Source organism: Pedobacter sp. WC2423 (assembly GCF_040822065.1).
Lineage (GTDB): Bacteria > Bacteroidota > Bacteroidia > Sphingobacteriales > Sphingobacteriaceae > Pedobacter.
This window is the reverse complement of record NZ_CP162005.1, coordinates 447,704-468,477: the sequence shown is the minus strand read 5'-3', so window position 1 is coordinate 468,477 and position 20,774 is coordinate 447,704. Positions and strand designations below refer to the sequence as shown.

The window sequence follows — 20,774 nt, the reverse complement described above, 5'->3', positions numbered from 1 at the left end:
GGGCTATAAAGCATAAATTTCATAAAATAAACAAATGATTGATTGGTAATTAATCCGGCAATGCGAAACCCATATTTTTATGCAGTGCTTCACGATAATAATATCCGCCAACTGCAATATCAAAAATAGCCATTCCCATTGGATTGAACATCACTACATCAGTCGCTGCTCTTTTCCCCAAAATACCTTTGTTCACAATTTCCGCAATTGACCAGGTATCATTTTCCAAAAGTCCTTTTTGTTTGTGCATGTTTTCAATATCGGTATTCTGTCTGCAAACTTCTTCCCAGTTGTCTACGATAATGATATCCATAAAGTCTTTCATATCTACTGTGTAATCCCTCAAAGAGACATTCAGTTGTAAAGAACCCTTTTTAGGCGGAAGATTAATATAAGGTGCATCAGAAACTGTGCAGGTGATAAATATATCGGCCTCCCGATAACATTCTTCCCAGCTTGACACGATAAACGTTTGCGCTGCAATTTCATCGTCGATATTATTGACATCAATAGGATTCAGATCATGTATCAATACTTTATCAATAGTTTCACCTAAAATGGAAGTAATCATTCTCAGGTGCATCTGACCAATCGGGCCGAAACCATTGATCCCGACAATTAGCTTCCGGTCACTATTGTATCCATTGATAAACTCTTTAACTACTAAACCGGATACGGCCGCAGTTCTGATTGCACTGACCGTTGCGGTGTTAATGATACAACGCGGTATTCCCGAATCATGTTCATTCAAAATAGTAACGGAATTTGCTCTTAGTTTATCTTTATAAATATTATCAGGAAAACTAGCAATCCATTTGATACCTGCCCATGGATTCTCTCCGCCAATATAAGCTGGCATCGCAATAATCCTGTTTTTAGGATCTCCAAATCTTAAATAAGGCTTAATTGGCTGTGAATAGTCGTTAGCATGAAGCTGTACTACTGCGTCCTTGATTACTGAGGTTAATTGTTCCCAATTAAAACCTATCTCTTTAATATTATTGGCATTCAGATATAACATGATTTCTATTTTACGACTTAAAAATTGATGGAAAGGACTTCTTCGTTTAACCTGGCTGCCAGTTGTATACCCCATTCCTGGTTATAAATGGTATCTAAATAAGTATGGCCTTTATCTGGAAAAATCAATAGCGAAGTAGCTTTGGGATCACTACCATTAAATCTGAAATAATTTTTCGCAGCCAGGTAAACAGCACCTGAAGAAGCTCCTGCAAAAATTGCCTGCTCATTCAGCAGTTCATTACAACCTCTGATAATACTCATTTGAGAAACAATAACCACATCGTCAATAATTGCATTTTCCATAATCGGAGGAACCTGGCTCGCGCCTATTCCTGAGATATAACGTTTGACAGGCTTGTCACTAAAAATGACAGAACCTTCTACATCTACCCCTACAATTTTCACTTCTGGTCTTTTTCTCTTGATAAAATCAGATATACCAGTAATCGCTCCGCTGGAGCTTACTGCAACAAAAATATAGTCCAGACGATCAAAAGAGGCAATAATTTCTTCTCCAAGTCCATAATAACCTTTATAGTTATTAGGATCTCCATACTGATCAGCAATAAAAGAATCCGGCGTTCTTTCCTGTAATTCATTCACGACATTAATCCGGGTTAACAAGTATCCTCCGGTATGATCTCTTTCGGTAACTTTCACAACCTGGTAAGACATGAGGTTTAATAAAGTCTCGTAAGAGGAATTAATATTAGGATCGATTACCGGGATAAATCTTAATTTAAGTCTTTTACAGATAGAAGCAACTGCTATGGCAAGATTACCTGAACTCGACGCAATGATAGTTGTATGGTCCGTAATTTTCCCCGATTTGATACCGTTGTAAATGATGCTGAATGCAGCACGGTCTTTTGAACTTCCCGAAAAATTATTGTATTCTAACTTTGCAAAAAGGTTGGCTTCATTATTTTTCAGTTCAATTAGGGGGGTATTGCCAATAAAGGCAGCGAGTTTTCCTAGTTCGTTTAACATGGGTAGGTGAGCTAAAGATAAGAGATTGACTAATTTATAATTTGTTAAAATGGTTTGTAGAAGGTTACTATTTAATTCGATTAATTATTTCTTAATAGAGTATAAAAGTTTGCATTTTCACTACTGGAATTAAAAAACAAAACAAATAAAAGCATAGTTCCCATACAGGGTAAAAGATACAATCTCTGTTCTTTGATGAGCGCAGATTTGATTTTAATGCGCACTCCTTTAATTCTGCCATACGAACAATCAATTTAATCTATTAAGATATTTTATAAAGTAAAGCAACATACATTAACATATTATTAATTGAACAACTTATTATCATTAACAAAATATATCAGCAGGAACAAAAAAAGATAAACAAAATAACACAGAAAGCAATCTGATTATGATTTCATCTCTAAAACCTTTCACATCGCTGCGTCTTCCACAGTAAAACAGCTATTCCCTTTTTACAGGAAATAAACTCCTTTATTTATCAATAATTATTCAACTTCACACTCATTAGCACAAACGTAATCAACAACTTACAGGATATTTATTTTTTTTATAACTATCTTGTAAATACGTATTAACTCTAATTACTAAGAGATGCCTTAAAGTTAAATTATAAAAAATAAAATCTATTCATTATTACACCAATTGACGATTGCCCTAGGTGAACATCACGGAATTTTCAGCAGAAAGTAAATCTGAGTTGCTGATTACAGCAACTCAGAGAGGTTATAAGTGCTTCCTGAGGCCACAGGCAAGCTGATTATTTTATTTCCGTATTTAATCTTGCAATTCCCTGCTTTTTTAGCCTTCAACTGTGCCGAGATCAGTTTACCATCTTCCCACTGCATATCAATACTATACCCTCCCCTGGCAATCAAGCCCTTAACCTGCCCTTGTTTCCATTCGGCAGGAATAGCCGGCAACAGTTCAATATACCCCTGATGACTTTGTAAAAGCATTTCTGCAATACCCGCTCCTCCGCCAAAGTTGCCGTCAATCTGAAATGGCGGATGCGCACAAAACAGATTCGCATAAGTACCACCACCGTTCATTTTCACGTCTGCCCCGTTACCTACAAAACGCAATAGTTTTTTTAACGCATCGTAGGCTCTTTCCCCATTCTGCATTCTTGCCCACAAATTGATTCTCCAGGTAATTGCCCACCCGGTTCCTTCATTGGTACGCACAGTTAAAGATTTTCTGACTGCATTGGCCAGCTCAGGGTTTGCTGCCGAGGTAATAGAATAACCCGGATAAGCACCAAAAAGATGAGAAACATGCCTGTGCTTAGGATCCTCGTCCTTCCAGTCATGATACCATTCCTGTAAATTCCCTGCCTTGCCTATACGATAGGGCAACATCCTTTTTAAAGCGTTTTTAACCTGATTACGTATATCAGGATCTGCATTTAACAGCTCGCTTGCCTTTACATAATCATTAAATAATTCTCTGATAATAGCTAAATCGGACGTACCACCATATAATAAAGCGCCAACATATCCGGATGGCGTGATATAATTATTTTCTGGCGAAGTTGAGGGAGCAGTTAAAAGATAGCCATTTTTATCTGCAACTAAAAAATCAAGACAAAATTGTACTGCACCTTTCATCAACGGGTAAGCCTGCGCTTTTAAATAGGTTGCATCTTGTGTAAAAGCGTAATGTTCCCAAAGGTGAGTAGCCATCCAGTTACCACCCATTGGCCAGTTTGCCCATGCCGGAGAACCATTTCCAAAATCACCAACAGGATTGGTCATCGCCCAGATATCACTGTTATGATGTAACACCCAGCCACCCGCTCCATAATAATTCCTGGCTGTTACAGCGCCGTTTTTTGCCAGACGACCTATAAAATCAAGTAATGGCTGATGCATCTCAGGCAAATTTGCAGTTTCCACACCCCAGTAATTCATTTCAGCATTGATATTGGTTGTATAATTACTACTCCAGGGTGGTTGTACTTTTTCATTCCAGATTCCCTGTAAATTGGTAGGCTCCCCGCCTGACCTTGATGAACTGATCAATAGATACCTGCTGTATTGATAATATAAAGCAACCAGTGCATTATCATTTTTACCAGCAGCAAAGGCATTCAACCGGTCTGCAGTATTCAGCTCTGCACGGTCCTCATCGCCTAAAGTAAGCTGTACCCGGTCATAATATTTTCTGAAATCCTGCGTATGATTTTTTAAAAGCACAGCATAAGAAACCGCTTTTTTCAGATAATCATCCGCTATTTTTAATTCATTTTTTCCACGGGTACCCGGATTGACGTCAAACCCATTATAACTGGTTGCCATAGAAAGCACAATAACCGCTTCACGTGCACCTGAAATATGCAGCACACTATCTTCTGTATTAAACTTTCCATCTGTTTTAAGCACTTTAAGCTGCGCAGTAAAACGCATTGCATTGACATCATCCCAGATCACTTCGTTCCTGTAATAACCTGGAGAAACATGTACAGGCGAATGTCCGTTCATTGACAGGACTTTACCATTTGAAGATACCTTATGCCTTAGCAGACTGTTTAAATGGCAGGTAAAATCCAGCTTATCTTTTCCGCTTGCAGTAAGCCGGACTACAACCAGCTGATCCGGATGAGAGATAAAAGTTTCCCGGGTATAAGCTGTTCCATTAAGTGTATAGCTGACTTTACTCTTTGCATTTTGTATATCAAGCTCTCTTCGATAAGCCACAGGCTCTCCCTGATGTTTAAAATTAAAAAACAGGTTACCAAGCGGCGCATAAGATTCTGAGAATTTGCCCTGCATAAAATGCACCAGTGAATCTGCTTTTTTATAGTTTTCTGCAAACAAAGCTTCCCTTACTGGCTTTAGATAAGTTTTCGCTTGCGGATTCATGTCCGGATTAACAGGTCCTCCTGCCCATAATGTAGCTTCATTCAACGAAAATCTTTCAGTCTGAACACCACCATAAACCATCACTCCCATTCTGCCATTTCCTAATGGCAGTGCCTCTTCAAATTGCGTGGCGGGTTTATCATAAATGAGTTTATGGTTATTTGGTTGTGCAGAAGCTTGAATTACAAGCAACGGGAGGCCGGCAAAAAAAAGGAAAAGTTTCTTCATTTGATATATAGCTTAAATTTGGTCAGGATTAAATTAAAGAAAATAATTGAAATGCTGGTTTTACTTTATTAGCCAATGATTAAACGATATAGGCTATAAAAATCAGCATATCTGGTCGTCACCATGAAATTTAGTGATTTAAGATAAGAATTAAAAATTACTTCTAAGTCAAAAAAAAACCAATTTTAAAAGCCAGGCTATATTTATTATCAAATTATCTACCATCATATTATAATATTTGTCAGTCAGCTCATAAAACTACAACCATATACGGAATTTTAACACAATTGGGAAAATCAATGGAATTACCTTGATCATTATGCGTAAAGGAATCCAGTTGCTCATCCAGTTTGAAAATTAATAAAAAACAGGAGTTGATATTGGTCTTTTGATTAAAGTGCAGCTTTACTGAAAGCACATACAAACCTCTCTTAACCCTTGCTAAACCCTCATGCCCTCCCTGTAAATCACCTGAAGATCCAAAAGAATTCAGTCGCAGTTAATTTGAATTGTCATCATCACATTCAGCAGTGAATTTATCAGAAAACCATTGCTTATGTTAACAAAACAACATATATGTGTAACAAATACTGCAAAATTGTTAATTTCCGACTATTTAAATAAAAATTCCTAAGGAGGATTGCTTCTCCTTTCACTACTTTTAAATAAGCCTCATATCAAGCAATTTAAATAAATATAAATGAAGACAATCCTCAAAATGGCTGTCATTTCAACGTTAATCTTTTTCCTTTCTTCTACCCTCCTGTACGCTGGAAACGGCCTCCGGGATAAAATAATAACAGCTGTAAATTCTTCTGCATCTGTATCAGAAATGCAGCTGGAAAAACTGATCAACTCTTATATATGGCTGGCAAAAGAAGAAAACCTAAGCAGCAACAGAGAAATATTATTATCGGTAATTCTAAAAAGTAATCTTTCTGATAAAAAAATATTTAGCTATGAAATAGAGGCTTTATATGCCAAAAGACTTTTAAAATTTGAACAGGCAAAGCGCTATATCCTTAAAGCACTGGATGAAACACCACAGCAAAATTCACGGATGATCAGGCTGCTGAGTATACTGGCATTGATTGATACTGACCTGGAAAATTACATGCGGGCAATGGAAAGTTATCTGATTATTGAAAAGCGATTACAAAACCTTCACGATACCAGTAAACTTATTTCGAATTATATCAACATGGCAGATCTTTACATCAAGAGCAGCCTTTATAAAGAGGCTATAATAACATTGGACACTGCGCATCATCTGGCTGCTCAACAAGGAAGAGCGCAAATGCTGGTTGATGAGCATAAAGCTATGGCCTACTTTCATTTAAATAACCTGGATTCTTTAAATTATTATACGGATAAAGCAAATCAGATCAAATCTGCCAATACGAGTAATACACATCGCCTGAAATACATGGTATTATTATTACAAAAGGATAAAAGATCAATTGATGAAATTAAGCTACTGATTGATAATGCCAATGATCCTGAAAAACTCTGCACCTCTCTTCATTTAGCACAGGCTTACCTGCTATTTAATCAAGCAGAAAAGGCCAGAGCAATAGCGCTTAAACTCTTGTCATCCGCAGACCTGAAGAGTCTGGGCCAGATGAGATGCAAACTATTCAATATTTTGGGTGATGCCTGTATGAAAGAAAAAAAGTTTGCTTTAGCTGCGTTATATTATAAAAGAGCAACCGATCAGGCCGCATTAAATACAATCAGAACCATGAAAACCGGAAGTATTCTGAATTACCTGAAGTATGATGAGATTAATAAAAAATATGTAGTTGCTCAGGAAAATTTAGCAGTGAGACAAAATTACTTTATGTTATGTATGGTAGTTGCAGGTATGATTATACTGACTTTTATTTTCCTGTACCGCTCGCTGAAAATGAAGAAAAAGTATGATGAATTGATGTTCAACAAATTAAACAGTGAGATTTCATTTATCAATTCTCATGAGATACGTAAATACCTGAGCAATATACTAGGCATAATCATGGTGATCAGAATGAGTGAAGACCGGAAGGAAACTTACTTTGAGTTTGAACAGGCACTTTTCGATTCTGCTCAAAATCTGGATAATTCTATTCAGAATATCGCAACTAAACTAAATGATAAAGCTGAACCTTAAGGACAAGATTCAGCTTTATCATTTGATATTTTTTTAGACTAAGACTTCTGATACAGTTTCCTGTTCAATTACAGCTTCTTTGCGTTTCAATTGTGCATTGATCTCCTGAAACTGAATGCTGGCTGCCGGATGTAAAGCCAGGATACCATTCACCTGATCTGCTCTGCCATCTGCAATTCTTGCATTCAGATCTGTCACATCCTGTTCAGTTAAACTACCGTTTTCAAATTTGGCAGTCCAGTGTTTAATGAATTTTGCCAGCTCCTGCGTTTCCATTTCCTTAACGATTGGAGATAAACTCAACTTCAGCTGATCTGCTTCGTGCATCTCCTTTGTATAAAAAGGATTTAATGCTTTGATCAAAGGGATGCTATAGTTTTGTACTTTTCTGATCACATGGACCAGGTAAGGGATCGCAAGGACAACAACCAGTAGAATTGCTATCGTAGTGGCATTTAAGTTCATAATTTTTTATGGGTTCGGGTTAACTCATCTTTAATTTCTTCTGGATATCGGTTACATATCCTTTGAATTTCTTATCACTGTCAATCAGATCTTCTACAGTCTGGCAGGCATAAATCACAGTAGAGTGATCTCTGCCTCCGTAAAATGCGCCAATACTTTTCAAAGAAGATTTAGTCAGGCTTTTAGACAGGTACATAGAGATTTGTCTGGCTTGTACCACCTCACGTTTACGGGTTGGTGATTTAACAAGGTCAACAGCAACTTCAAAATATTCACAAACTAATTTCTGGATATATTCCATTGAAATTTCTTTGGATGTATTCTTAATGAAATTCTTCAACATCGATTTGGCAAGTGCCAGGTCGATCTCTTTTTTATTTAAAGTTGCCTGCGCAAGTAAAGAAACCATAGCACCTTCCAGTTCACGGACATTGTTATCAATGTTATGGGCAACGTACTCCACTACCTCTGCTGGCAGGTCAATACCATCACTAGCCATTTTCTTTCTCAGAATAGCAATCCTTGTTTCTAAATCAGGAATTTGCAAATCTGCTGATAAACCCCATTTGAAACGACTCAGCAAACGTTCTTCTAAGCCAGATAAGTCTTTTGGTGCTTTATCTGAAGTAATAATGATTTGTTTACCAGATTGATGTAAATGATTAAAAATATGGAAGAAGATATCTTGTGTTTTTTCTTTTCCGGCGAAGTTGTGAATATCATCCATGATAATTACATCCATTGCCTGGTAAAAGTTCACGAAGTCATTGATCGTGTTATTTTTCAGAGATTCAACGAATTGCTGACAGAATTTTTCGCAGGATACAAAAATTACTAATTTGTCTGGGTAAGTACGTTTGATCTCATTTCCGATGGCCTGTGCCAAATGCGTTTTACCTAATCCTACTGCACCATAAATCATTAATGGATTGAATGATGTTGCGCCAGGTTTAGCAGCCACAGCGAAGCCCGCAGAGCGTGCCAGACGGTTACAGTCTCCCTCAATGTAATTCTCTAAAGTGTAATTAGAGTTTAGCTGAGGATCAACGTTTAGTTTTTTCAAACCCGGGATCACAAAAGGATTTCTCAGGTCTTTACTGATTGGCGCTGGTGTTGGCAGTGCTTTCGAAGCAATAGTATTGGTGTTTGCCGGTGAGCTTGCAGCAATGTATGGTGTATTGCTTTTTGATGGCTTATTGTCTACAACAATGTTGTATTCCAAACGGCCTTCATCTCCTAGTTCCTGCTTTACTGTTTTGCGCAAAAGGCCAACGTAATGCTCTTCTAACCACTCATAGAAGAACAAACTTGGTACTTGCACAGTTAAAACGTTACCTTCTAATTTTAAGGCTGAGATCGGCTCAAACCAAGTTTTATAACTTTGATTCGGGATGTTAGCTTTAATGGTTTGAAGCGAGTTATTCCACACTGTTGTACAAGTATTCTGCATAGTTTTTTATTGTTATTGGTAATGTTACTGACCCTGAAAAAAGCTTCCTTCCTTTTTGGGATTGCGAAGATCCAGAAAATTACCAACAAAAAAACATAAACTTATACTCAGCAGTAAGCCACTAAAAAGCAATTATTTAGCTCTTTTTTTTGACCATAATGTGGATAAGTATGGGTTACCAACAGATGTTGTTAACTAAAGACCTGTTAACAACTTTACCAGGTTATGAACCACTGGACATAGCTGGCAAAAGACTAATAACTATCAACCAGTTAGGGCAAAATTCAGGAGGAAGACAGGGCTTGTTAAGCAATTTAAAAATCCGGTTTTTTGATTTTTCTGCTTTGCTTTTTTAAGCATAAACTAAAAAAGGACATAATTTCCGGGATGAAGAATTGAGGTTATACACATTATTGAATACGCATTAAAAAAGGTGTAAAATGAAAGTAAAGCAGCGCCTGTTTTTCTTGTGGTCAATGTTATGTGCCGTTACCACGATTATACCGGATTTAATTAATAAATTAGGGCTTGTTAATTAATCACGCAAATGTATCTATCAGGAGACTATTTTATAATTATGTTATTAGGAGCAGGTGCAGCCGCAGTATTGCTTTCAGGCTTAATCCTCTCTATTGTTATTTTCTATTCCAAAAAGACTGTACCAGAAATTATTGCCTGGATTTGCGGAGGATTATCCCTTATACTTTACCTCGCTTTAATCCATTTTGGTGTGGCCAGAGAGTTCGGCTGGTTTGACGCTTATCTTTTAACCCTGCTGCTGACATTCTTCTTACTGCTGCATTACCGGTCAAAATCAGCACTGGGAAATAAGCTTAAGCTCGTTTTAATCTTTAGAACAGTGGTCATCCTTTCAGGCTTTTCCACAATTTGTAAAGGAGCTATCAACTATCTGATCAATGCTCAATTGATCAGTTATCAGACAGGAGCAATCAAAACACTCTATACGGTTCAAAGTGTAATCTTCTGGTGTATTGTAACCTCCTGTTGTATCTGGGCTTTATACAGAATAAAACCACCCTTAGTGAAAAGTGAAATCTTTAAGACCGCCGTATTATTCAACTGGCCTGTGTTTTTTCTGGTCGTAACGCTGGGTATGCTATTCTTTTATATAGAATACATTAATATGAACAATGGAGCAACGATCTCCATGCTGTTTAATCAGAAGTTTTTGTTCAATCAAATGGGATTTCTGATTGTTGGCTGCACAATTTCAGCGATTATCGCAACTTCAATTTATTATTACGAGCAAACCGCGAAGAATAAAATAATTACCAACTAAAATTTATAAATTAATAGCTGATTATGGAAACTGCAAATCACCCCCCTGTCACCGTAGAAACCACAATTAATTTGCCCGTAGCTAAAGTATGGGAATCATGGAGCCAACCTGCACATATTACCCGATGGAATAATGCCTCGCCCGACTGGCATTCCCCGTATGCAGACAATGACCTGCGTAAAGATGGAAAATTCAAAACTACTATGGCTGCTAAAGATGGCAGCGTAAGTTTTGATTTTGAGGGCGTATATACCGATGTAAGAGAGCATGAGCTTATCGAATATACCATAGCAGATGGAAGAAAAGTAAAAATCTCTTTTAATAGTGACGGGGATCAAACTAAAGTTACCGAAACCTTTGACCCGGAAAGCACGCATCCGGTTGATATGCAGCGAGATGGCTGGCAGGCTATTCTGGATAACTTTAAAACTTACACAGAGCATAATCTTTAATACGCTACTTATGGCAATTCGATAGCAGAGTGATCCTGGTCATTTTCTTCTTTTGGTTCCCAAAGCTCAATAATATTTCCTTCCGGATCGAGCACATGGACAAATTTGCCATAGTCATATTCCGCAATCTCATCAACAATGGTCACATTCTCCTTTTTTAGTTCATCAACCAGTGCAACAATATTTTCGACCCGGTAATTAATCATAAAGGGCTTGGCTGACGGATTAAAATATGGAGTATCCTTCGGAAATGTACTCCACATGGTAGATCCTTTTTTTGACGGCTGATCTGCCTCCCGCCATTCAAAATTTGTTCCGTATTCACTGGTAGCCAATCCAAGGTTTTTGGCATACCATTCATTCATACTTTGCGGATTATCGCATTTAAAAAACACACCGCCCAAACCTGTTACTTTTTTCATAAACAACAATTAAATGTTTTTACCGGACAACCTCTTTACTAATTTCTATCTATTTCCTGACCTGACCAAATCTGTTATCTGATCGGGGTAATTATAATTTTTCTGAATTCAATCGGCCCGTGATCTCCCTGAAAATAAACCGGCCCTGCTTCGCCTTCTTTACTATCCAGCGCACCGCCTGTAATTCCGGGGATTTCCTGGTTACTGATCACTGTTTTTCCGTTTGCCACTACAGTAACCATACGCCCAATCAGGGTGATATCATAAGTTTGCCATTGATCAGGGCCAAGCGCAGCAATCTGATTGGGTGGCAGGAAGCCATAAACCCCACTAAACAGCACACTTGAAGGATGTGCGTCTTTAGGACTATCTTCAATTTGAACTTCGTAACGGCCTCTTAAATAGACCCCGCTGTTACTGCCTTTTTGATATTTAAATTCTACGTGTAATTTGAAGTCTGTAAATTTCTGATCTGATATTAAATTAGCACCGGAATGCGGACTGGTCAAAATACCGTTTTTAACAATCCACTGGTTTTCTCCCAAAGCTTTCCAGCCGGTCAGATCTTTTCCATTAAATAAAGCGATTGGTTTAGCCCAGACTACCGGGGTGGTTCTGTATAAATAAGGGGCTTTTACGCCTTTCCAATTGTATTTTTTTCCTTCACTGGTCACTAAAGTCCCCTGAATTTTATCTCCTGTTAATTCACCTTCTATCACAAAATCCTGGTCTCCTTTTTCCCATTGCGGCGGAATAGTAAAGCTGAATTTGCCATCCTTAAAAGATATTTTAGCAATTGGACGGGCACTTCCTGATACACCAACGAAATAACCGGTGAGGGTACTGTTACCTGAAAGCTTAACCTCTAACCAGGATGGAACAGCTTTGCCATTTTCATCCATGGTGATATCCCAACGCCCTATCAGGGCTTTTGCTGTCGCTGCATTTAGAAGGTGAGCTGCCGGAGAATAGTCTGCTGCATACAAAGTAGTATCCGCTGCTGCGAATGTAAGCAGACTGCCTAAGCTTAAAATAAGAAATTTATGATACCTGTTCATCGTATTAAAATGGTTTATTGATTTGACAGGATAAGATAGGATTTATTTAATTTCAAATAAACCTTTTTCCCGATTATCATACATTCTTTACGAAGATTGTGCTGCCGGCTTTACAGAGATTTTACTGCGCTAAGCAGGAAGATTGCACAATTGAATTGATGGACTATGGTAGTAGTCCAAAAATACAAAAATGCTAGGGTTTAACGTAATTAAAAACCACACTGTCTTTAACCGAAAGGCCGCTCATTCCTTCTCCGTTATAGGTAATCACATACTTTCCTGGTTTTTTGACAGCATAGCCTTTCAGCAGGTCAATTGCAATAGAAAGACTGTCTCCAGGATTTACTTTCTGATAACTGCTGGCTGGTGGCGGCATCATTCTTTTAGCCATTGCGCCCTGGTAATTTACTTCTTCGCCATTGACTTCTTTAACATCAAGATACTTGCTGATTAAAGGCTCAAATGGGGTATGCCATTTACAAAACTGCTGTACACTGTCTGTTGGGTTATAAACAGTAAATTTCAGCTTCACAGAATCACCAATTTTAATGCTGTTTTCAATTTGCATTGCGGCATAAATCTTTTGACCAACTGGTCTTTTCCACGCCTTGTTGGTCGCAGCATCTTCTTTGATCTTCCTGGCTGAAGAGGTTGATGTTTGATTGCTGCAGGATGAAAGTATCATCACTGCGGCAGATAATAATGGAATAATCGTTTTCATGGTATAAAAGTAGAGCTTTTATCAGCTATAGCTGCAATTCTTCTTATTTATTAGCTATACCTGAAATTCTTCTTATTGATTAGCTTAATATTTCATTGGTTTTATTGTGCATCATCATTTTCCATCAGCTTAAATAAAAAGATGTGCTTTAACTATATAAATGTCCATATAAGCTAGAACTAACTGTATTTCAAGCGTATCAGTAATTATCTTAATATATTAATTGTTTAATTTTAATTATAAAATATTTTGTTTTATACAATTTATGATGTTAGTTTTATGTTCAATCTATAACCTAAACCAACTATCATGAAAACAAAAAAACATTTAAGATCAGTGTTAATGCCGGCACTATTACTATTATGCATGGTGTCCTGTAAAAAGCAAGAGGCAGATTCTGCAATTCCTGACAACCAGATGAATGCAAACAATACTTCAGTAAATGCCGTTTCTGCGGCTAACTTTAAAGTAATTGGCTATGTACCTTCATGGGCCGGCGAAGTTAATCAAATCCAGTACAGTAAGTTAACACATATCAATTATGCTTTTATTCTGCCTACTGCTTCTGGTGGTTTCCAACCTCTAGAAAACCCTTCAAAACTTCAAAGCCTGGTCGCTGCCGCCCATACGAACAATGTCAAAGTATTAGTATCTGTTGGCGGATGGAATAATGGAGATGACAGCGCATTTGAAGCTTTCGCATCCAGCGCAGCTGGTCGTACAACGTTCACTAACAACGTAGTTAATTTAGTGAATCAGTATAACCTGGACGGTATTGATATTGATTGGGAATATCCTGATGCAGGAAATTCTGGCAATAACTATACCGCTTTAATGCAGCAGTTAAGCACTGCAATGCACAACAAAGGAAAATTATTAACTGCTGCCGTAGTTTCTTACAATGGCCCCGGTGTTCAAAATGCAGTATTTGCTGCGGTAGATTTCTTAAATATTATGGCTTATGATGAAGGTGGAGCTAACCACTCTACTTCTGCACTTGCTGTTCAGTCGTTAAACTACTGGATAGGCAGAGGACTTCCTGCAAGCAAAGCTAATTTAGGGCTTCCATTTTATGGCCGTTCTGCAAATGAATATGTGGATTATAAAACTATCTTATCAAGAGGCGGAAGTGCAAATTCAGACTCTTATGCAGGAATCGGATATAATGGCATCCCTACGATTAAAAGCAAAACCAATCTTGCTTTCGATCAGGCTGGCGGTGTGATGATCTGGGAATTATCGCAGGATGCGACTGGTGCAAATTCACTGTTATCAGCAATTAACCAGGTCGTAGTTTCCAGAGCAGGCAACCCGGGCGGATCTGTTCCAATCGGAAGTACAGTAACCTTAAAAGGAATTAATGGCCGCTATGTAAGTGGCGAAGATGGCGCTACAGCAATGACTTGTAACCGCACTGCAGCATCACCTGTAGAGACTTTCACAGTAGTGGATGCCGGAGGTGGTAAAATTTCGTTAAGAAGCAAAGGCAAATATGTTTCGTCTGAAAACGGAACCCAGGCTATCACTTGCAGCCGCACCACTGCTGGTGACTGGGAAAAGTTTGACTGGGTAACGAATGCGGACGGAACAGTATCTTTCAGAGGAAATAATGGAAAATACATTTCAAGCGAGAACGGTACACAGGCGATGACCTGTAATCGTGCAGCGATTTCGGGATGGGAAGCTTTTGGTATCAATAAATAAGTTTTCTACAGCAATCGAAAGCTTTTGATATCATTCAGTTATTTTTCGATATCAAATCAGTTATTCCTAAAAACAGGCTGCCGGATTGAAGCAGCCTGTTTTTAATGGTATGCTTATCTGAAAAGTGCCTTACGTGAACTTGTCGTATAAGCACTAAATACACCCAGCGCATTGTGATCAAAATTCGATGGTGGGTTAGCAGGCGAAACAGGCTGGATTTCGGATAAGTTCTGCCCCAAACTAAAAAAATACCTGTGAACTGCTTTATCAACGCATTGAAATTCCACAGCAACGGTATCACCAGGAATCATATCCTTACTGAGATCATAAAAGATCACGTCATTGACTTTATTACCATCATTAAACCGATCGTCAGTGGCGACATCGAATTTCACTTTCCCTTTGAACCGGACAATAGCATGGTACCAATTCTCAACACCGGGCGGATCATCATAAATAACAGCAACGTATTTCCTGGTTTTATCAGCCACAGTGAGCGCTTTAAAAGTCAGCAGATTCAAAATTACTTTTTGCGGCATCGTTGAGCTGGCAGTATAGGTTTTTCCCTGTGCATTGACAGTGAGTTGATAAGTAGTTCCGGGTTTTCCTTTAAATTTCGGACTGTTATAAATACCAGTTGTTTTCTCCGTATAATTAACGGTTGTACCATCGCTTCCGGTCAGCACAACTTTCGCACCTGCGAATCCATTAAATTTATTCGCTTCTGTAAAAGAATAGGTGGTGGAAATCCGGACCACCTGAACTTCATTGAGGTCATTTACACCACCGTCAATCACAATAACCGGTTTCACATTATCCAGATTCAGGTCAATTGCTTTCTCACAAGCGGTCAATAAACTCAATACAACTATTCCAGTCAGTAAGCCTGCTGCCAGCTTAATTTTTCTGTTTCGGTTTGAATACATCATCATACTAGAATTTAAAGTTCCAGGTTACTGAAGGGATAATCCCAAACAGGGTTGTTCTCACAACCTGTGTTTTGGATGCATTATCCGGATCATCTTTAAAATTAATTGCAAAAGCGTTCTGGCGATTGTACAAGTTATAAATACCAAAGGTCCAGCTGGACTGATACTTTTTACCAGGTTTTCCATCCAGTGTTGCTGAAACGTCAAGACGGTGATAAGCCGGGGTACGGTAACCGTTTTTATTCGCATAATAGAAAGCGGTTCTTCCGTTAACCTGGTACTTACCGCTCGGATAAGTTACTGCATTCCCTGTATTGTACACAAATACAGTAGAAAATGTCCAGCGTGAACTGCCTTTGTATATACCCACTAAAGAAATATCATGTGTCCGGTCTTGCCTGGCATTAAACCACCGGCCTTCATTCAGGGTATCAAATTGCCGCTCCGTTTTAGCATAAGTATATCCGATCCAGCCGTTGAACTTGCCAGATCTCTTCTTAAAAAACAGTTCGATACCATAAGCTCTGCCATCACCATAAAGCAAATCCGATTCTATATTATCTTTTTCGCGCAAATCTGCACCACTCCGGTATTCGATTTGGTGCTGCATTGTTTTGTAATAGATTTCTGCTGAAAATTCATATTGATTCTCCTTGAAATTCCTGAAATAACCTGTAGAAACCTGATCTGCAATTTCCGGCCTGACATTATTACTGTTCATCATGTATAAATCAGTTGGAGAGGTCGAAGTAGAGTTAGACATCAGGTGGATGTTCTGCGTATTCCTGGTGTAAGCAGCTTTTATAGCACTGTTCGTATTTAGCTTGTAACTGGCCGAAAACCTGGGTTCCAGGTTCAGGTAGTTTTTCACAGACTGACCGGAGGTATAACTGGTCATTTTCACGATATTTCCTTCGGCATCATAGGTTTTAAAATTACCTGGTCCAAGCACAGAGAAACCGCTCAATCGTAACCCGTATACCATTTTAAACCGGTCGTTCACATTCCATTCATCGGTCAGATAAACTGCGAGCTCAAGTCCTTTGCGTTTTTCGTAAGTGATCGGGTTGACACTGGATGCGCTGGTAGCGGTCATCGTACCGGGCGCAATGGTATGATGAATGGCGTTAAGGCCAAATTTCAACTGGTGTTTGTTGCTGATGTTATACTGGAAGTCCTGCTTTAAATTAAAGTCCCGGATAAAGGAATTGACTTCAAAGTTTGCATCTTCCATCAGGTTGTTGATCACATAACTGTAATTGCTGTAAATGAGGGAAGTGTTGGAAAATAGCCTCGGCCCATATAAATGGTTCCAGCGCATAGTCACGGTTGCATTGCCCCAGTCAAAGCCAAATATATTGACAAGGTTCAGTTTATCTCTTCCAAAGTAACCAGACAGGAAAAGCGTGTTTTTGTCATCGATTTTGTAATTACCCTTTGCATTGAGGTCGTAAAAGTATAAGGCATTTTTACTAATGGATTTATTGGGGGATAATTTAAAGAAGGCATCCAGATAGGTTCTGCGGCCGCTGACCATAAACGACCCTTTGTCTTTGACGATTGGCCCTTCTACTTTGAGCCGGGAAGAAATCAGGCCGATCCCTCCTTCTACAGTGGTTTCTTTGCGATTGCCTTCGTTCATTTTGATATCTATGACCGAAGATAACCTTCCACCATACTGAGCGGGCATCCCCTCTTTATAGGTGGTGACGTCTTTGATCGCATCGGAGTTAAAAGTGGAGAAAAAGCCGAGTAAATGAGAAGCGTTGTAAACGGGTGCTTCATCCAGCAGGATCAGATTTTGATCAGTTGCCCCTCCTCTCACATAAAAGCCGCTGTTTCCTTCTCCTGCCAGTTTAATCCCGGGTAAAAGCTGCAGGGCCTTCATAACATCTCTTTCGCCAAGCAGCATGGGAAGACTACGGATTTCATGGATACTCATCCTTTGAGGCCCCATTTGAGCACTGTTGATATGGTCACTACTTTTTACGCCGGAAATAACGACTTCATCTAATTGATTACCGGGTTCCAGTACGAAATCAAGCCGCATATCTTTGGATAAGTTAAGGTGCTGTGTGATAGTTTTGTAGCCAATAAAGCTCACAGAAATATCATGTTCGCCGGGTATAGTGCTAACCGCATAAAAGCCATAGCCATTGGTCATGGCTACGGTGGTTGTGCCTCCGGTTATTTTAATGCTGGCACCAATTAAGGTTTCTCCGGTTTTCCCATCAGTTATATTTCCTGTAACAGCCTTTTTGACCTGGGCAAATGATAACTGAAATGGAGTGAGCAGTAAAAGCAATAGTAAATTTTGATAGGCAGACCGCATAAATTTGCTTTAGGTTTCACTCAAAAAATAAAAACCCGGAAAATCCTTTCCGGGGCAAAGATTTGGTTAGCATAGTACCTAATAGGCATTGTCTTCTCCGTGAATAACGTTGATAATCGTCATAAAAAGAATCTTTACGTCGAGCATAGCCGTCCAGTTTTCAAGATACCAGATATCGTGTTTTACACGTTTCTCCATAGAACCCGGTGCTTTGGTCTCTCCGCGGAAACCATTGACCTGAGCCCATCCTGTAATTCCTGGTTTCATAAAATGGCGTACCATGAATTCACTGATAATTGCCCTGTACTCTTCTGTGTGGCTCAGCATATGTGGTCTTGGCCCGACAACAGTCATACTTCCGGCAAATACATTGAAGAATTGCGGCAGCTCATCCAGACTTGTTTTGCGCAGAAATTTACCAATCGGGGTAATACGGTCGTCGTTTTTAGTCGCCTGTTTTTTATCACTGGTACTGTTCATCCGCATACTTCTGAATTTCAGACACCAGAATGGTTCGTCATTTCTACCACTGCGCAGTTGTTTAAACAAGACAGGCCCTTTGCTTTGCAGTTTAATCAGCAGCGCAATAATTGGATATAACCAGCTTAAAATAAACAAGATAACCAGCCCGCTGAATATAATATCAAAAGTTCGTTTTTTGAACCGGTTGCCCATTAATTCCAGTGGTTCGTTACGCAAAGTGATGATCGGGAATTCATCCCCCATATAACTCATGGTATACGGTGCATCTAAAGATCCTGCGATATCAGGAATGAATTTCAAACGCAGACATTGTTTATCTGCCTCTCTAACCAGGGAATGCATTTTTGACATTCTTTCGGGTGGAACTGAGACGTATAGGTCTTTGACACCCCCGGCCGCTGCTGCTTTCATTTCAGCAATAGCAAAGTCAGAGATCAGCCCTGTTTTATCACTATAAAAGTCTTCATCCCGCTCTGCTATAATCCCATAAAAATCTACATTATTTTGCTTGGTCAGATAACTGGCCAGCCGGTTACCTGTGGGATTACCTCCCATCACAGCTACCTTTTTTGTCACTTGAAATTTATTGATTAACAGGAATTGCAAAGATGTCCCTACAAAACGATTTAATATAAATGCACTGGAAAGCAGGAAATAAAAGACCGCAATAAAGGTTTTTGAAAAGTCTATATTCTTTTCCAATAACAGATAAGCCGAGAATAAAACAGCATGCATCAGTACACTTCTCCAGGTACTTCTGTAAATACGTTCCAGGCGCCTTGCTCCATATTCAGTATACATACCAAAAAACAAGGCATTAAATACCCAAATCAGATTACATACAATCACATAATGATGTAATAATTCATAGGAAACATTTTTTCCCATGTAAATACTTAAATTATAGGCAGTAAAGTAAACCAGATTAAGCATTAACAGGTCAGTGACGGGTAAAACATACCTTAGAAGGTATAAATAACGTGTTTGCATAGGGAGATTTATTTATAGATACACGAATATAGCAAATAAGCGTCAATCGCAAAGAGAATTATCAATTTTATTGCAATTTTTAACTTAAAAAGATTTTTTATAGCATAAAATTTATTATTTAATCAAAATTTAACAATAATTGAACAAAATAAAAGCGCCAGACTCCTTATAGTTTTAAACTATTTTTTTATATTTCATTTAAGAATAAAATAACCTGAATAACACCTCAATACGGAAAAAAGGGAAACAATCTGAAAACATACAGCACAACCTGCAGTGATATTTCACAAAAAAAAGATCCCCGGGACAGGAGTCCCGGGGATCTTTTAAGTAAAGCAAAACTGTATTAAAAGCTACTTCAGCAACTTCAGCAAGTATTGTCCATAACCACTTTTAACTAAAGGAGTAGCGATAGCAGTCAGCTGCGCTTCATCTATAAAGCCCATCCGGTAAGCCACTTCTTCAATCGCTCCTATTTTTTGTCCCTGACGTTCTTCAATAACCTGAACAAATTGCCCGGCCTGCATCAGCGAGTTAAACGTCCCGGTATCTAACCAGGCAGTCCCCCTGCTCAGCACACCAACCTTCAATTTCCCCTGCTCCAGATAAACTTTGTTTACATCAGTAATTTCATATTCGCCGCGCGGAGAAGGGTTGATATTTTTTGCAATCTCTACTACACTGTTATCATAAAAATACAAACCAGGAACCGCGTAATCAGATTTTGGCTGAACCGGCTTCTCTTCAATAGAGACCGCTTTTTTGTGTGCATCAAATTCCACAACACCATAACGTTCCGGATCGGAAACCTGGTAAGCAAAAACAACACCTCCATCAGGATCTGCACTTGCCTGTAATAATTTAGACATACCCTCTCCGTAAAAAATATTATCACCCAGTACCAGCGCAACTTTATCTTTTCCAATAAAGTCAGCACCAATCACAAAAGCCTGTGCCAGTCCATTCGGCTCCGCCTGTACGGCATAAGAGAATTTACATCCCAAACGACTTCCGTCACCGAGAAGTTTTTCAAAGTTAGGCAGATCGTGAGGCGTAGAGATAATCAGCACCTCCCTGATTCCTGCCAGCATCAAAGTTGACAGCGGGTAATAAATCATCGGCTTATCATAAACCGGCATCATTTGTTTACTCATTACAAGAGTCAGGGGGTGTAAACGCGTTCCGCTTCCTCCTGCCAGAATTATTCCTTTCAT

At 38.8% G+C, this 20,774-nt stretch carries 17 protein-coding genes; 5 read left to right on the top strand and 12 right to left on the bottom strand.

The window, feature by feature from the left end:
- Positions 1 to 49 precede the first annotated feature (49 nt).
- From AB3G38_RS01555 to AB3G38_RS01545, 3 genes are all read right to left on the bottom strand, one after another.
- Entirely contained in the window at positions 50 to 1,096 is a 1,047-nt protein-coding gene (locus tag AB3G38_RS01555) for a hypothetical protein (protein WP_367866739.1), read from the bottom strand.
- Positions 1,039 to 2,013: a 2,3-diaminopropionate biosynthesis protein SbnA gene (sbnA, locus tag AB3G38_RS01550; RefSeq protein WP_367866738.1), complete on the bottom strand. Its 975-nt coding sequence runs from the start codon at positions 2,011 to 2,013 to the stop codon at positions 1,039 to 1,041. Before sbnA ends, AB3G38_RS01555 begins: the two co-directional genes overlap by 58 nt.
- A 707-nt stretch (positions 2,014 to 2,720) precedes the next feature.
- Positions 2,721 to 5,105, bottom strand: a complete 2,385-nt coding sequence (locus tag AB3G38_RS01545; RefSeq protein WP_367866737.1) for a glycoside hydrolase N-terminal domain-containing protein — start codon at positions 5,103 to 5,105, stop codon at positions 2,721 to 2,723.
- Positions 5,106 to 5,805: 700 nt separating this feature from the next.
- Between AB3G38_RS01545 and AB3G38_RS01540 the strand changes: the two genes are divergently transcribed.
- Positions 5,806 to 7,254, top strand: a complete 1,449-nt coding sequence (locus AB3G38_RS01540) for a hypothetical protein (RefSeq protein ID WP_367866736.1) — start codon at positions 5,806 to 5,808, stop codon at positions 7,252 to 7,254.
- Positions 7,255 to 7,287: 33 nt separating this feature from the next.
- Here AB3G38_RS01540 and AB3G38_RS01535 read toward each other — a convergent pair whose 3' ends face one another.
- Both AB3G38_RS01535 and dnaA read right to left on the bottom strand, forming a co-directional pair.
- Complete coding sequence (locus tag AB3G38_RS01535; RefSeq protein WP_367866735.1) at positions 7,288 to 7,719, bottom strand: hypothetical protein; 432 nt, start codon at positions 7,717 to 7,719, stop codon at positions 7,288 to 7,290.
- Positions 7,720 to 7,738: 19 nt separating this feature from the next.
- Positions 7,739 to 9,169 carry a chromosomal replication initiator protein DnaA gene (dnaA, locus tag AB3G38_RS01530; protein ID WP_183865632.1) on the bottom strand — a complete coding sequence of 477 codons (1,431 nt, stop codon included), beginning with the start codon at positions 9,167 to 9,169 and terminating at the stop codon, positions 7,739 to 7,741.
- A gap of 170 nt (positions 9,170 to 9,339) precedes the next feature.
- On the opposite strand from dnaA, the gene AB3G38_RS01525 reads away from it, so the two are divergent.
- The 3 genes from AB3G38_RS01525 to AB3G38_RS01515 all read left to right on the top strand — a co-directional run bounded on the left by AB3G38_RS01525 (position 9,340) and on the right by AB3G38_RS01515 (position 10,921).
- Positions 9,340 to 9,525, top strand: a complete 186-nt coding sequence (locus AB3G38_RS01525) for a hypothetical protein (protein WP_367866734.1) — start codon at positions 9,340 to 9,342, stop codon at positions 9,523 to 9,525.
- A 221-nt stretch (positions 9,526 to 9,746) separates the two neighbouring features.
- Positions 9,747 to 10,469 carry a hypothetical protein gene (locus AB3G38_RS01520; RefSeq protein WP_367866733.1) on the top strand — a complete coding sequence of 241 codons (723 nt, stop codon included), beginning with the start codon at positions 9,747 to 9,749 and terminating at the stop codon, positions 10,467 to 10,469.
- Between the two features lie 23 nt (positions 10,470 to 10,492).
- On the top strand, positions 10,493 to 10,921 hold the full coding sequence (locus tag AB3G38_RS01515; RefSeq protein WP_367866732.1) for an SRPBCC family protein: 429 nt from the start codon (positions 10,493 to 10,495) through the stop codon (positions 10,919 to 10,921).
- Between the two features lie 8 nt (positions 10,922 to 10,929).
- On the opposite strand, the gene AB3G38_RS01510 is transcribed toward AB3G38_RS01515, so the two are convergent.
- From AB3G38_RS01510 to AB3G38_RS01500, 3 genes are all read right to left on the bottom strand, one after another.
- The gene (locus AB3G38_RS01510; protein WP_367866731.1) at positions 10,930 to 11,343 is read right to left on the bottom strand and encodes a VOC family protein; all 414 of its coding nucleotides are present in this window, start codon (positions 11,341 to 11,343) and stop codon (positions 10,930 to 10,932) included.
- A gap of 74 nt (positions 11,344 to 11,417) precedes the next feature.
- On the bottom strand, positions 11,418 to 12,401 hold the full coding sequence (locus tag AB3G38_RS01505; protein WP_367866730.1) for a DUF1080 domain-containing protein: 984 nt from the start codon (positions 12,399 to 12,401) through the stop codon (positions 11,418 to 11,420).
- 193 nt (positions 12,402 to 12,594) lie between these two features.
- Complete coding sequence (locus AB3G38_RS01500) at positions 12,595 to 13,122, bottom strand: protease (protein ID WP_367866729.1); 528 nt, start codon at positions 13,120 to 13,122, stop codon at positions 12,595 to 12,597.
- Between the two features lie 309 nt (positions 13,123 to 13,431).
- Here AB3G38_RS01500 and AB3G38_RS01495 point away from each other — a divergent pair, with 309 nt between their 5' ends.
- Positions 13,432 to 14,826, top strand: coding sequence for a glycosyl hydrolase family 18 protein (locus AB3G38_RS01495; protein ID WP_367866728.1), 1,395 nt, complete (start codon positions 13,432 to 13,434; stop codon positions 14,824 to 14,826).
- Between the two features lie 113 nt (positions 14,827 to 14,939).
- On the opposite strand, the gene AB3G38_RS01490 is transcribed toward AB3G38_RS01495, so the two are convergent.
- From AB3G38_RS01490 to rfbA, 4 genes are all read right to left on the bottom strand, one after another.
- Entirely contained in the window at positions 14,940 to 15,758 is an 819-nt protein-coding gene (locus AB3G38_RS01490; RefSeq protein ID WP_367866727.1) for a DUF4249 domain-containing protein, read from the bottom strand.
- Between the two features lies 1 nt (position 15,759).
- Positions 15,760 to 18,087, bottom strand: coding sequence for a TonB-dependent receptor (locus tag AB3G38_RS01485; RefSeq protein WP_367866726.1), 2,328 nt, complete (start codon positions 18,085 to 18,087; stop codon positions 15,760 to 15,762).
- Positions 18,088 to 18,165: 78 nt separating this feature from the next.
- Positions 18,166 to 19,560, bottom strand: a complete 1,395-nt coding sequence (locus AB3G38_RS01480) for an undecaprenyl-phosphate glucose phosphotransferase (RefSeq protein WP_367866725.1) — start codon at positions 19,558 to 19,560, stop codon at positions 18,166 to 18,168.
- Positions 19,561 to 19,913: 353 nt separating this feature from the next.
- The gene (rfbA, locus tag AB3G38_RS01475; protein WP_367866724.1) at positions 19,914 to 20,774 is read right to left on the bottom strand and encodes a glucose-1-phosphate thymidylyltransferase RfbA; all 861 of its coding nucleotides are present in this window, start codon (positions 20,772 to 20,774) and stop codon (positions 19,914 to 19,916) included.